14 protein-coding genes are annotated in these 13,094 nt (G+C 70.4%); 7 read left to right on the top strand and 7 right to left on the bottom strand.

The genetic code is table 11. The features are described 5' to 3' along the window. The first annotated feature begins 70 nt into the window (after positions 1 to 70). The gene (locus ACZ69I_RS24480; protein ID WP_470834568.1) at positions 71 to 769 is read left to right on the top strand and encodes a DNA-binding response regulator; all 699 of its coding nucleotides are present in this window, start codon (positions 71 to 73) and stop codon (positions 767 to 769) included. A gap of 347 nt (positions 770 to 1,116) precedes the next feature. Here ACZ69I_RS24480 and ACZ69I_RS24475 read toward each other — a convergent pair whose 3' ends face one another. The 5 genes from ACZ69I_RS24475 to ACZ69I_RS24455 form a co-directional block, all read right to left on the bottom strand. Further along, positions 1,117 to 1,557 carry a contact-dependent growth inhibition system immunity protein gene (locus ACZ69I_RS24475; protein ID WP_470834567.1) on the bottom strand — a complete coding sequence of 147 codons (441 nt, stop codon included), beginning with the start codon at positions 1,555 to 1,557 and terminating at the stop codon, positions 1,117 to 1,119. Beyond that, positions 1,558 to 1,788: a hypothetical protein gene (locus tag ACZ69I_RS24470; protein WP_470834565.1), complete on the bottom strand. Its 231-nt coding sequence runs from the start codon at positions 1,786 to 1,788 to the stop codon at positions 1,558 to 1,560. 41 nt (positions 1,789 to 1,829) lie between these two features. After that, entirely contained in the window at positions 1,830 to 6,155 is a 4,326-nt protein-coding gene (locus ACZ69I_RS24465) for a DUF6531 domain-containing protein (RefSeq protein ID WP_470834564.1), read from the bottom strand. A gap of 5 nt (positions 6,156 to 6,160) precedes the next feature. Next, complete coding sequence (locus ACZ69I_RS24460; RefSeq protein WP_467678460.1) at positions 6,161 to 6,475, bottom strand: hypothetical protein; 315 nt, start codon at positions 6,473 to 6,475, stop codon at positions 6,161 to 6,163. 107 nt (positions 6,476 to 6,582) lie between these two features. Continuing rightward, positions 6,583 to 6,978 (bottom strand): winged helix-turn-helix transcriptional regulator, encoded by a 396-nt coding sequence (locus ACZ69I_RS24455; protein ID WP_470834562.1) that lies wholly within the window; start codon positions 6,976 to 6,978, stop codon positions 6,583 to 6,585. 104 nt (positions 6,979 to 7,082) lie between these two features. On the opposite strand from ACZ69I_RS24455, the gene ACZ69I_RS24450 reads away from it, so the two are divergent. Next, a complete protein-coding gene (locus tag ACZ69I_RS24450; protein ID WP_470834560.1) occupies positions 7,083 to 8,534 on the top strand; it encodes an MFS transporter in 1,452 nt (483 codons plus the stop codon). A gap of 16 nt (positions 8,535 to 8,550) precedes the next feature. Here the strand turns inward: ACZ69I_RS24450 and ACZ69I_RS24445 are convergent, their stop codons facing one another. Together ACZ69I_RS24445 and ACZ69I_RS24440 are read right to left on the bottom strand one after the other, a co-directional pair. Further along, entirely contained in the window at positions 8,551 to 9,855 is a 1,305-nt protein-coding gene (locus ACZ69I_RS24445) for a phytase (RefSeq protein WP_470834558.1), read from the bottom strand. A 133-nt stretch (positions 9,856 to 9,988) separates the two neighbouring features. Continuing rightward, positions 9,989 to 10,453 (bottom strand): ATP-binding protein, encoded by a 465-nt coding sequence (locus tag ACZ69I_RS24440; RefSeq protein WP_470834557.1) that lies wholly within the window; start codon positions 10,451 to 10,453, stop codon positions 9,989 to 9,991. Positions 10,454 to 10,608: 155 nt separating this feature from the next. Here ACZ69I_RS24440 and ACZ69I_RS24435 point away from each other — a divergent pair, with 155 nt between their 5' ends. From ACZ69I_RS24435 to ACZ69I_RS24415, 5 genes are all read left to right on the top strand, one after another. Then, on the top strand, positions 10,609 to 11,439 hold the full coding sequence (locus tag ACZ69I_RS24435) for a helix-turn-helix domain-containing protein (RefSeq protein WP_470834556.1): 831 nt from the start codon (positions 10,609 to 10,611) through the stop codon (positions 11,437 to 11,439). Continuing rightward, positions 11,439 to 11,687: a DUF397 domain-containing protein gene (locus ACZ69I_RS24430; RefSeq protein ID WP_470834554.1), complete on the top strand. Its 249-nt coding sequence runs from the start codon at positions 11,439 to 11,441 to the stop codon at positions 11,685 to 11,687. The genes ACZ69I_RS24435 and ACZ69I_RS24430 overlap by 1 nt, the downstream gene beginning before the upstream one ends. Positions 11,688 to 11,738: 51 nt before the next feature. Next, positions 11,739 to 12,428, top strand: a complete 690-nt coding sequence (locus ACZ69I_RS24425) for a response regulator transcription factor (RefSeq protein WP_470834552.1) — start codon at positions 11,739 to 11,741, stop codon at positions 12,426 to 12,428. Positions 12,429 to 12,564: 136 nt separating this feature from the next. Then, on the top strand, positions 12,565 to 12,900 hold the full coding sequence (locus tag ACZ69I_RS24420) for a hypothetical protein (RefSeq protein WP_470834551.1): 336 nt from the start codon (positions 12,565 to 12,567) through the stop codon (positions 12,898 to 12,900). Further along, on the top strand, positions 12,897 to 13,073 hold the full coding sequence (locus tag ACZ69I_RS24415) for a hypothetical protein (protein WP_470834550.1): 177 nt from the start codon (positions 12,897 to 12,899) through the stop codon (positions 13,071 to 13,073). Before ACZ69I_RS24420 ends, ACZ69I_RS24415 begins: the two co-directional genes overlap by 4 nt. Positions 13,074 to 13,094 lie beyond the last annotated feature (21 nt).

Here is a 13,094-nt window from a genome sequence, read left to right as displayed (position 1 = left end):
GTACGCGAACACATGGCCAGTTGCTGCCAGCGTTGACCCCTTGCGCGGGGCAGCGCAGACTGTCGCCACCATGCCGAGCACATCGAACAACGATCAGATCGTGTCCCTGCGGGGCGAGCGGGAACTGGTGCGCCGGGCGGGCGACCTGTTCACCGGGGCCAGGGAGGAGTTCCTGTGCGCGGCGGCGGACCTGGTGACGTTCTCGCCCGGGGTGAACGCCGCGTTCGCCGGGGGCAGGCGGCCTCCGCTCACCCCCGGCGGCCTGACGATGCGCAAGCTGTACACGCCGCGGGCGCTCGCGGACGAGGAGTCCGAGGAGCGGCTGCTGCGGATCGCCGAGTCGGGCGCGCAGGTCCGCATCTCGGCGGCGCCGCTCGCCCACGAGGCGATCGTCATCGACCGGCGCGTGGCGATCCTCGCGGGGGCCCCGGTCCGGGGCGTACGGACCTTCACGGTGATCCAGTCCCCGATCGCGGTCGAGGGCGTCAGGGCCCTGGTGTACGCGGCCTGGGAAACGGCCACGGACCTCGCGGACTACCGCCGCACGCGGCCACCCGTACTGGACGAGGAGGCCCGCCGCATCCTCCGCGCGCTCGGCGCGGGCCACACGGACGAGGTGACGGCACGCGAACTGGGCATGTCCCTGCGCACGTACCGCAGGCGGGTGGCGGACCTGATGACGACGCTCGGGGCGACGTCGCGCTTCCAGGCGGGGTTGCGGGCGCGGGAGTTGGAGTACGGGGAGGGGGGCGGGGTGGCGGCGCGTTGAATGTGCGGCTCCCTATCGCCCGCGCACGGAGGCGTCGAGGTCGGCGAGGCCTTCACGGACCCGCGACCGGAGCTGCTCGTTCGTCAGATCGTCCGCGTCCCGCAGGTCCGGGTCGATGACGTAGTCATCGAGGGCGCGGCGAAGAGCCCGTACCCCTTGCCGCTGACGAGAAGTGCCCCGGTGCCGTCGGGGAGCACGATCAGGAACTCCCCGTCGGGTGAGTCCCGCCGGCCCGGCCAGGGCCTCAGCCGAAGGAAGCCGTCCTCGGCCACTCCCGCCGAAAACACCCTGGGCCGTGGCCGGAACCGGAGAGGATGCTCCGACTGTCGGCCTTGGCGAGACTCGTCTCAGTCATCCCCGGGAACCGCCGCGAGGAACGCCTCGATCTCCTGTTGGACGTAGCGCGACAGGCCGGTCAGGACGGCCACGGTGTCGCGGAGTTCCCGGGCGAGCTCGGGGGCGGCGGCCCAGACCTCCGGCTTGCTGGTGACGACCGCGTACAGCAGGTCGTCGTCGAACCAGTCGCCCTCAGCCTGCTTCGGCGCGGTGTCCCGCAGGATCTCCACGGCCGGCGGAAGCAGCCAGGGCAATCCGACGTCCTGCCGGATGAGCCGAGCCAGCTCGTGCGGCTCCAAGGACCCGACGGGGCGGCGCCGCAGCTCGTGCACGTTCCTGACCATGGAGGTCGCGGCCGCGGGCGGATCCGGCCAGGCCCGGCCCTCCAGTTCGTCGAGGGTTCTGCCGCGGTACGGCTCGTGCGGGTCCGAGTCCTCGGGAGCGGTGCGCACTCAGGAGCCCCCCGTCCCGGACCAGTCCACGACCCAGTTCCCCTCGCGGAAGAAGTCCTCCAGCGACGCGTAGTCCTCGACCCAGTAGTCGCCGCAGCCGCTCTCGAACTCTCGGTCATGGGCCAGCAGAATCAGGTAGCTGGGCGGGGAGTCGGGAAGTTCCTGGATTTTGACGTACTTTTCCGCGTCGTCCCCGGAACGGATCCACCCGACCTTCTCGAACTCGATCACCGATCCTCCGAAACATGCTCGCGACGCCTGAGCCCCATCACTCATTCCACCAAGGGAACGTGATTATTGACAACGGCCTTCTTTCCGCCCGGTGCGAAGATCTCGAAGTGTACGTGCGGAATGTCGGGCCAGTGGTTTCCCTGCATGGAGTCCGGGTCCATCCGGAACTGTCGCTGTCCGTCCGCACTTCGGAACACGCCACGGTTCTTGCCCAGTTCCCTGTAGCCGTCGCCCAGGAACTTCCCGGCCTCGTCCAACGCCTCGTCCCCATTCATCGGATGCCGGCTGACGATGCTCCCGTCGCCCATCCTGTCCCGCGTTTCCGTCACCGCGGCGTGCTCGGTCTCGCATTCCGGCGCAAGGCCCAGCGGATCGGTCCAGGTGCAGGGGTTGTGTACGTAGGTGACGGGGTCGGGAGCCGCGGCGAGCCCGAGCGGGTCGCGGGTTACGTAGCGTGCGGTCGCCGGGTCGTAATACCGGAAGTAGTTGTAATGAAGGCCGGTTTCCGGATCCGCGTACTGGCCCGGGAATCGCAGGGGCGTGGACGCCGTCGTGGAGTCCTCCCCCGACGCGAGCCCCCATAGCGTGGCACGGCTCCGCCACGCGACCTCGCCGAACTCGTCGACAAGACTGGCCGGGGTCCCGACCAGGTCGGTGACGATCGCGAAGAAGCGGGAGTCGATCTCTTCCCGCGACGCGTCCGCCACGGTGACCCGTTCGGTCTGTGCGATCGGGCGCGGCCCGTCGTAGTCCCACGTGAGGGTCGTCCGCCGCGGGAGGTCGGAAGCAGAGGTGGTCTGCTCGCAGAGCGTCGTGCCGTCCCAGGTGAAGTCGACTCGTTCCGCGACCGATCCGTCGGCCGTCATCCGCTCCTTGGCGATGCGCCTCCCGAGCCCGTCGTACCGGTAACGCCACTCCGTGCCGTCCGGGGTGATGGCCGACGTGAGACGGTCCTCGGCATCCCACGTGTACCGCCACGTATCGGGCTTGCGCGAGAGGCGGACCTTCTGGCGCAGCACAGTGCGCCCAGCGAGGTCGTACTCGTAACGGAAGCTCCCGGCCCGCAGGACTCTCGTGCCGTCGTACTCACGCCGTCCCCGCGCCTCCCCGCCGGGGTGCGTGGCGGGCCACGACGCCTCTGTCTGATTGCCGACCGCGTCGTAGGCGTACGTCTCGCGCCACTCCGCTGCCCGGACCTCCGTCACCCGGCCGACCGCGTCGAGCTCGAAGTCCCGTGTGTCACCCGCCGATTGCTCCAGACTCGTCAGGTACCCGTCCGCTCGGTAGCGATAGGAGCGCTGCTGGATCCGGCGGCCTTCGGAACCCGTGACAACCTGGTGCTCCAGGCGGCCGATCTCATCGAAGGCATGCGTGAGAGTGAGGTGCTCGCCGATGTGGCGCGTGACTTCCTGCCCCGCCGCGTCGTGCTCGAAGCGCAGGTTCCGTCCGCCGGTCAGCAACTCGCTCCCGTTGCCGACGGCGTCGTACGACCAGGTGCTCACCGCTCCGGACGGCGTGACACGACGGATGCGTCGGCCCAACTCGTCGTAGCCGTAGCGCAGTTCCCGTCCAGCGACGGTCTCCGCGTACAGCAGGCCGTCCTCGCCCCAGAGCAACTCGACGGCCGCGTCCTGCCCCGACACACGCCGCATGCGGCCCGCCGCGTCATACGTGAAGTCCGTGACCCGCCCCGCGGCGTCCTTCTGGGTCAGTCGTCCGAACGCGTCGCGCCGGTAGCTGATCACCTCGCCGAGGGGCGTCGTGCGTCGGGTCAGCCGGCCGGCCGCATCGTACGCGTAGCGCTGGACGCGGCCGTCGAAATCCGACTCCGCGACCAGTCGGCCCGCCGCGTCGTAGTCGTAATCCCACGTCAGGCCCAGGGGGTTGGTCACGGTGACGAGCCGGAGCTCGGTGTCGTACGTGAACGCGTAGCGCACGCCGTCGGCGCCGGTGCGTGCCGACATCAGGTCGAAGTGGGTGGATTCGAATCGGGACACGCCACCGTTGGCGTCCGTGTGGTGCGTCCGGTTCCCCTCCCCGTCGTACAGCCAGCGCTCCTCCGTGCCGTCGGCGGCGACGCGACGTGCGGGCTTGCCCTCGACGGTCCATTCCATGCGGGTCACCGCGCCCAACGGGTCCGTCAGAACGATGGGCCGTCCGAAGGCGTCGCGCTCGCACGAGCGCGTCGCGCCGAGCGCGTCCGTGACCCGGACGGGCAGGCCCGCCTTGTCCCTGCGGATGTCGGTGCTGTGCCCGAGGGCATCGGTGACGCGACTGAGCCCGCCGCGCCTGTCGTAGGAGAAGCAAGTGGTACGGCCCGCCGCATCGGTGACGGCCACCGGGTTACCCGCCCCGTCGTACTCCCGGGCCCAACGCGATCCGTCCGGAAACACAGCCAGCGTGGGCAGACCCAACTCATTGTGCGCGTAGCTGATCTCGCTTCCATCCGGACGCACCACCCGTGAGACGCGCCCCTCCCCGTCGTACGTGTAACGGGTTGCCCGGCCCAGCGGATCGACCACCGCGGTCAGCCGCAGCTCCTCGTCCCACTCCTGCTCCGTGACGTGCCCCAGCGGGTCCGTCTCCCGCACCAGCCGGTACGCCTGGTTGTGCTCGTACACCCGCACGTACCCCAGCGAATCCGTCACCCGTGTGATGCGCGTCGCGTCCTCGTAGGTGAGGGTGGAGGCCAGTGCGTCCCCGGTGCCGCCGGTGGCGGTGACGCGGCCGCGCTCGTCGTAGGCGTACCAGTACGTCGTGTCGTTGCGGTCGGTCCAGGAGGTGATGCGGCCGTCCGCGTCGTAGGTGTACCGCATGGGCAGGCCCGAGGAGTTGGTCTCCTCGCTGAGGTGGCCGGACGCGTCGTAGGCGAAGGTGAGCAGGGTCGTGCCGGGGCCCGAGGGAGCATCGGGGTCCAGCAGACGCAGGCCGGTGATGCGGGAGCCCGCGTCGTCGCGGTCCAGTGCGATGCGGTAGCCGCCGGTGTGGGTGACCGCCGTGGGGAGGTCGCCCTCGGCGTACTCGATGGTGATCCGGTTGCCGTTGCGGTCCTGAACGTACTGCAGCGGGAGGTCGACCGCCTCGCCCGCGGCGGCGGGGACGGGGCTGTGGAAGACCTGGGTCAGGCCGCTGTCGGGGTCGCTCACGCATATCGCGCCGTCGAAGCCGTCCACCCAGGACAGGGTCAGGCGGGAGCCGGGGGTGTCGGGGCGGGCCGCCACCCCGCTCTCCGGGTCCGGTATCGGAAAGCAGAGGCGGGCGCCGTCGGCGGCCGCGTAGACGAAACCGTCCTCGTCCGCCTGCACCCGCTGGTCCAGCGTCGAGGCCCAGGACGGGCCGAACCAGCCGCCGAAACGGTAGGAGGAGAGGTGGGTGCGCTCCAGGATGAGGGGGAGCACGCCGGGGAGTTGGACGTCCGTGCGCGACAGCGCCATGTCGCCGGTGGCCACGTCGATCGGGTCGCGGACGAACTTCTTGAGCGCGTTGCGCACCGAGGCGGGCAGCTTGTCGAAGCCGGGCCGCATCGAAAGGCGCTGGAAGGAGGCGCAGTTGAGCTTCATGGCGCCGCGCAGCCTGGCCAGGTCCTTGGGCTTGAGCTTGCCCAGGCCCTTGCCGAGCAGGGTGCCCAGACCGCCAAGACCGACGCCGAGGGCCGCGCCGAGCGCGAGGGTCTCGGCGAGCTTTTCGGGGTCCTTGAAGGTGGCTGGGTCCTTCAACAGGGTGTCCAGCGCGGCGAACTTGGCGCCCTCGCCCGCCATCTTCCCCACCCGCGCGATCGTCTTGATCTCCTTGAGCGCCTTCAGCGCCCGGCGCAGACCCCGGATGACCTCCAGAACCGCGCGGATGGTGCGGGCCATCGCCGTGCCCGCGTGCTCGATCCGGCCGATCAGGGCCATGACCTTGGCGAAGCGGGCGCCCGCGGCCAGGCTGCTGACCACGGCCGAGGCACCGCCGGTGAGGACGGACAGGGCCAGGCCCGCCATCTCCACCTCGATGATCTCCACGATGATGACGTTGAGCTCGGTGAGGAGCTCGTGCGCCTCGTCGGCGTACTTGTCCAGCGCGTCGGCGCCGTCACGCAGCGAGTCGGCCATCTGCGTGGCCTGCGTGCGGGTCTTCTTGGCCCGCTTGTTGAACGCCGTGGCGGTCTTGCCCTCCCAGGTGACGTCCCTCAGGGCGGACTCGGCGTCCTTGACCGAGGCGTCCACGGCCTTGGCCAGGCTGCGCCACTTCTTGGCGATCTCGCGCACGCCGTCCGGGTCGACGGCCGGGTCGGAGATGCCCAGGAACTCCATCATGGAGGCCATGTTGTCGCCGGCCATGTGGTTGAACTTGTTGATGTAGTGCAGGGGGTTGAGGTCGACCACGGGGCTCAGCCCTGCTTCTTGCCGCGCGCCGCGGCTTCGAGCAGCACGTCCAGGACGTCGAACGCCTCGGACAGGTCGGTCATCAGCTTCGCCTCGCCGTGCCACTCGTCCACGAGGTCGTCCGCGACCTCCGCGAGCGTCTCCATGCCCTCGCGCACGTCATCGGTCGCGCTCATCAACGCACCCAGCGCGCCCAGGGCGGACAGGTCGTGCGAGGCCGCCTTGAAGTCGTGCAGCGGCTTCGCGATGTGGTGCGGCGCCTTGCGCAACAACGGCGCCGCCTTCGCGATCGACTCCGAGTCCTTGCCCAGATCCCCCATGTCCGACGTCCCCCGATACCTCACGTTGCAATGTGCACAAGCCAACGCGTGACAGTAGCCGCTCCGCGTAACCGGAGCGACTCCGTACGGTCATGTACAAGCAAAGCCTACGGCTCCACCAGCCCCCTCTCCGCGTCGTACGCCGCCCGCGACTCCGCGATCGTCACGCGATGCTGTTCCGCCCATCCGGTGAGTTGCAGGAGCGTGCCGTGCAACGAGCGGGCGACGGGTGTCAGTTCGTACTCGACCTTCGGCGGGACCGTGGGGTGGACGGTGCGCTGCAGGAGCCCGTCGCGTTCCAGGTTGCGCAGGGTGAGCGTCAGCATGCGGCGGCTGATGCCCTCGATGGCGCGCTCCAGTTCGGTGAAGCGGATCGGGCCGTGCGCGGCCGCGATGATGATCGGGACGCTCCATTTGCCGACGACCCTGTCAATGACTTCGCGGACCGGGCACGCCTCCGCGTTCACCACCTGCGAGGTAACACCGGTGTTCCCCTGGGACATCAAAGTGCCTCCTTACGTCCCGCCCTCGCGGGCATCCACGATGAGCCCCGTTACAAGTCATGCACCTTTGCAGGTCAAAGGCGCCGCATACGGAGGTCGTCACCATGTCCCAGACCGTGTACGAGGTCAACACCCCGGCGCCGCCCCGGCCGTCGGCCCGCCGGCCCGCGTCGCCCTGGGCCTCGCTCGCGGTGCTGTCGTCCGGTGCGCTGATGACGATCATCGACGGCAACATCGTCACCGTCGCGATGCCGTCCATCCAGAGCGATCTGGGGTTCTCCGCGGCCGGGGTCGCCTGGGTGGTCAACGCCTACCTCATCGCCTTCGGCGGGCTGCTGCTGCTCGTCGGACGGCTCGGCGACCTCGTCGGGCGCAAGAGGATGTTCGTGTCGGGGCTCGCGGTCTTCACCGCCGCCTCCGTGCTGTGCGGGATCGCCACCGATCGGACGCTGCTGGTCGCGGCCCGTGCGCTGCAGGGCGTCGGCGGCGCGATGACGTCCGCGGTGGTGCTCGGCATGCTCGTCGCCCTCTTTCCCGAGGCGCGCGAGCGGGCCGGGGCCATCGCCGTGTTCAGCGCGGTCGGCGCGGCGGGCGGGGCGATCGGCACCTTCCTCGGCGGGGCGCTGACCGAGACCCTGAACTGGCACTGGATCTTCCTGATCAATCTGCCCATCGGGGTCGTCGCGCTCGTCGCCGCGGTGCGCGTGCTCGACGCCGATCGCGGTACGGGCCTCGGCGGCGGCGCGGACTATCCCGGCGCGGCCCTGATCACCGGCGCGCTGATGCTGACCGTCTACACCATCGTCACCGCCGCCGAGCACGGCGCGGCGACGACCGTCCTCCTCGCCGCCGCCTCCCTCCTCCTCCACGTCGCCTTCACCGTCCGCCAGGCCCGCGCGGCCCGGCCACTCCTGCGGCTCCGCCTCTTCCGCTCCCGCGTCCTGACCGGCGCCAACGCCGTGCAGATGGCGATGATCGCCGGGATGTACGGCTTCCAGTACATCGGGGCGCTCTACCTCCAACGCGTTCTGGGATTCGGCGAGTTGAAGACGGGTACGGCGTTCCTGCCCGCGCCCGTCGTCATCGGGGTCCTGATGCTGGGGCTCTCCGCGCGGGTCATCGGCCGCTTCGGCGCCCATCGCACGCTCCTCACGGGCCTCACCCTGATCACGGCGGGCCTCGCGCTCCTCGGGCGGCTGCCCGCCGACGGTTCGTACGCCGTCGACGTGCTGCCCGGGATGCTGCTGATCAGCGCCGGATTCGCGGCCGCGATGCCCGCGGTGACGGGGCTCGCCATGGGCGGCGCGTCCGATGAGGACGCCGGGCTCGCGTCCGGTCTCTTCAACACCACCCAGGTGGTGGGCGGTTCACTCGGCCTCGCGGTCCTGACGACCCTCGCGGCGAGCCGCACGGAGTCGCTCGCCGGGCGGGGCACGGACGCCGTCACCGCCGCCGCCGACGGCTACCGACTCGCCTTCTGGGTCGCCGCGGGCATCGCGGCGGCGGGCCTCGCCCTGGCGGCGACGGTCCTGCGGCCCGGCCCGCGACGCCCCTGACACGGTGCTGATCCGGTCAGTCGTCCAGCGCCTTCACGACCTTCCCCAGGTCCACGAACTTGAAGTTCGTCGCCGGGCGGTCACCGTCGCCGGGCGCGTCGTGACCGTCCTGGACGACCAGCAGGCCGTGCGGGTACCGCGGACCGAGCGGCTCGTTCAGGGCCGCCGCCCCGTCGCACTCCTCGGAGCCGTCGAGGGCGCCGCCCGCCGGGGTGACGCGGAAGCCGCCCTCGTACTCGTTGTGGTCGCTCAGCTCGCGGTCGTACGCGGCGAAGGTGTTGTCGCCCTGGCTGGAGGCGAGCAGGTAGCCGTCGCCGTCCGCCTCGGCGACCAGGGTCAGACCCTCCACGTCGGACGCGATCCGCTTGCCGCCGTAGCCGGGGTCGGCGCCCGGCGTGCACTCCTCCGTCTCCTCGTCGTAGACGCCGGGGACGCCGTACTCCCGCACCTTGTCGACGAGTTGGGGCGTGCCGGTCAGATCCGCGCGAAGACGCCAGATGCCGACGTCCTCCTGTCCGGCGTACAGCGTGCCGTTGGACGGATCGACGACCATGCCCTCGACCTGCGGGAGCTCACCCGGCTCGGCGCACGGGCTCCACGACGTGCCGTTCGGCAGCCGGAACGAGGACGGCAGGTCCAGCGTGCGGACCGTGCGGTACGAGACCTTGCCGCCACTCCCCGGGATCAGTTCGAGGAGCGCCACCCTGGTCCGCTCGCGGCGGCTGACCAGGGCGTACGAGCGGCCGCTCGCCTTGTCCTGCCAGGTCGCGAGGCCGTACGCCGTGCGCTGCTCGTTGATCTCGGCCTGGTCGGCGGAGAACACGGGCGGGGCCGCCGGGTCCGTGACGTCGGTGAGCGGGCCGCCCGGGCGGTCGCGGTCGATGCGGTAGAAGCGGAGCCGGTCGTTGCCCCGGTCGCTGGTGACGGCGAGGTCGGCGCGGCCCGACGACAGCTTCAGACCGTGCACGAGGTCGACGTTGTTGAAGCGGCCCGGCGCGTTGTCGGGGCCGGTGGCGGGCGGCGCCGCGACCGACTGCACGGGGCGCGCGTCCAGGTCGTACGCGCGCAGGCCGCCCTCCTTGGCGGTGGCGATCACCAGACTGCGCGCCGGGTCGGTGGCGTCACGCCAGATCGCCGGGTCGTCGGCATCGGCGTTGCCGCCGGCGTCGTCGTCGTGCAGGACGGGGGTCTCGGACCGAGGGGCTATCCCCGGCAGCGGGCCGGCGGCCGCCGCCGTGGTGGCGGAGGCCCCCGCGAGGACGGTCGTCAGGGCGAGGACGACCGAACCGATCGTTCGACGGGTCGGACAATGTCTGGTCACGCGGTGGCTCCTCGTTCCGGGAACGGATGGATCTTGCGTGAGACTGGGGCTCCTCCGTGTCGGCCAGGCATACGCCACACGTCCGGTAACACCCCACCCGAATGTACACACGGTGAACCAACCCCCGTGCGGCTCAGTCGTGTTGGGTTTCCGCGAGCCGCCTCTCCCCCTCCGCGACGGCCAGCCTCGCCCAGACCGTCTTGCCGACGCCCCGCCCCTCCACGCCCCACTCCGCGGCCAGCGCCGCCACGATCACGAGCCCCCGGCCCGACTCCCCTTCGGCCTCCGGGAGTTCGGGCACGTCCGGCGGCCTGCGTTCGGCACGGGTGTCGGCGACCTCGATACGGAGCGTGGCCGCGTGGAGCGTCACGCGCAGCTCGAAGTCGCGGCCCGGCACGCGGCCGTGGGTCACGGCGTTCGCGGCGAGCTCGGCGACGACCGCCTCCGCGGCGTCCGAGAGTTCGCTGTCGTACGGAATCCCCCAGCCGTCCAGGTGATACCTGGCCAGCCTGCGGGCGAGGCGGGCCCCTCGCGGGGTGGCGCTCAGGCGTTCGGTGGCCTCGCGGAGCGCGGCGGCGGGTTGGGCTTCGGTCGGCATGCACCCACGGTGGCCGCACGCACCGGGGGCCACCAGGTACAAAACTCGTACGCTCCGTAATTGTACGAGTGCGAACGGTGGACAGTACGGGTAACCGAACGTGACCATGGGCGAGTTGGCGGGGACCGGTAAGCGAGCGTCAGGGGATACCCGTGATGTCGTCAAGTACGTCGAGCAGTAACGAGCCAGAACCGACCGATGGGCTCAAGGCCTTCGGCGCGGTCCTGAAGAGCTTCCGCAAACACGCCGGGTACACGCAGGAGTCCCTGGCCCCGGAGATCGGCTACTCGGCCCATTTCCTCGCCTCGATCGAGCAGGGCAGACGCTTCCCGCCGCCCCGTTTCGTCGACCGGTGCGAGGCGTCGCTGGACGCGTTCGGGACGTTGCGGGTGACCGTGACGCAGTTGTCGCGGCAGCGGGGGTTGGCTTCTTGGTTTCGGCGGTGGGCCCAGCTGGAGCAGGAGGCGGTGGCTCTCTGCACGTACGAATGCCGGTTGATTCCGGGTTTGTTGCAGACGGCCGCCTACGCGCGGACGCTGTTCGTCAATCAGCTCCCCCCGATGGGCGACGAGCAGATCGAGGCGCAGCTGGAGGCACGAGTCACACGTCAACGGCTGCTTACCGAGCGGCCGAACACCGCATTCAGCTTCATCCTTGAGGAACATCTGTTCCTGCGTCGCATGGGCGGGCATGACGTCACCATGGAACTCATCGACCATGTTCTGGGGCTCGCCAAGCGCCGGAACATCGAGATTCAGATCATGCCGGTGGTGCGGGAGAGCCATGCGGGGCTGGACGGTCCCATCCGACTGCTGGAGACATCGGAGAACAAGTGGTTCGCGTACGCCGAGGGGCAGGAGAGCGGCCAGTTCATCTCCGACCCGAAAGTGGTCAGCATGCTCCAGATGCGGTATGTCAGGATGCGCGCACAGGCTCTCTCGTTCGAGGACTCGGTGAGCCTGCTGGAGCGGATGCGAGGAGCGTAATGGGCACCCCCGAACTGGCCTGGTTCAAGAGCAGCTTCAGCAGCAGTGGTGACGGTGACTGCGTCGAGGTCGCCCTCACCTGGCGCAAGTCCAGCTACAGCGGCGGCTCCGGCGACGACTGCCTAGAGATCGCCCCCTGCCCCACCACCATCCACATCCGCGACTCCAAACGCCCCGAAGGCCCCCAGCTCGCCTTGACGCCCGCCGCCTGGGCCGCGTTCGTCGTCGCCGCACCCAGACCGCGCTGACCCGCTGTTTCAGAGTTACCATTGGCGCATACCGGACAAAGGTGATGCGCTGTGGTCCGTGTGCTGGTGGTCGACGACGAGCTTCCGATGCGCGAAAGGCTCCGTTCCGCCCTCGGGCAGGCGGATGACCTCACGGTCGCCGGGGCCGTGCCGGTCGCGGATGCCGTTCACGCGGTTGGCGACGCCGGGCCGCGGGTGGTGCTCCTGGACGCGTGCACGGGTGACGCCGAGATCCTGGCCGCGGGCTTCGGGGCCGTGCCGGAGCCGCCGGTGGTGTGCGTCCTGTCCCGCTCGACGGCGCCGGAGCACGTGGAGCTCGCGCTGTCCGCGGGAGCGCGCGGCTTCGTGCCGAAAGAAGCGCCGTCCGAAGTGATCGTCCCCCTGGTCAGACTCCTCGACCAGGGCTGGTCGGCGGTCGGTCCCCACGCGCGCGGCCACCTGGTCGACGGCCTGCGGGCCGGGGGCGTCCGCAGGATGGCGGCCGTGTCGCTGGACGTCCTGACCGCGCGCGAGCGCGAGGTCCTCGCCCACCTGGCCACGGGGCGGTCCGACGCGGCCATCGCCGCACGCATGGATCTCAGCGTCCCGACGGTGAAGGACTACGTCAGCTCGGTACTGGCGAAACTCGGCGCGACCAGCCGCGTCCAGGCAGCCGTCCTGGCCGACCGCGCGGGCCTGCTCGCGCAGGGTGGGCCCAGCACGTGGCTGTCCCCGGGCCGGGGCCCTCAGAAGCACCCATAGCGGCCCCTGTCCACCCCGCCGGTCGGCGGGATGTGCATCGCACCGGCTCAGGGATTTGATGAGCGCCCTGATCAGGTGACGGGGCCGGGACGACGAGAGCCCGGTGAACCGGCCTGACGAGACCACAGGGTTCCAAGTGAAGATCAAGTCTGTTTCCGCCGCCGTGCTCGTTTCGCTCGCGCTGGGCGTGGGCGCACCCGCCGCCGCCCATGCGGTGGACCCCATACAGGAGCACCACATCGCCAACTGCTACTTCGACAAGTCGAAGTCGGCCAAGGCGAAGGAGAAGCACTGCAAGGCGCTCGAAGGCAAGCCGATGACCAAGGCCGCCAAGGACTGCCTGGTCCGTGCCGGGATCGGCGGCGCCACCGCCCTGGTCGTCGGCAAGGTGAACAAGAAGGCGGCCAAGGAGATCGCCGTGAACATCGCCGGGGCCGGGGCCGCCGGGTGTCTGACCAGCATGCTGAAGTGAGCGGCCTCGTGAACGCCAAGAAGGTCATGGTGCTGGCCACGTGGACGGCGGTGCTCGTCGGGTTCGACCGGCTGGTCTCCGCGCCGGGCTGGGCGCGGTTGTTGTTCACCGTCGTCACCGCCGTCGCGATGGCCGTCGCCCTGGACAGAGCGGGCTCGCGGGACGGCGACTGACCGTCGTCGGGCCTGATCCGA

It is taken from the genome of Streptomyces sp. NPDC036815 (assembly GCF_055609205.1).
Note: the sequence above shows the minus strand (reverse complement) of the source record. Positions and strands in the feature narration are given on the sequence as shown.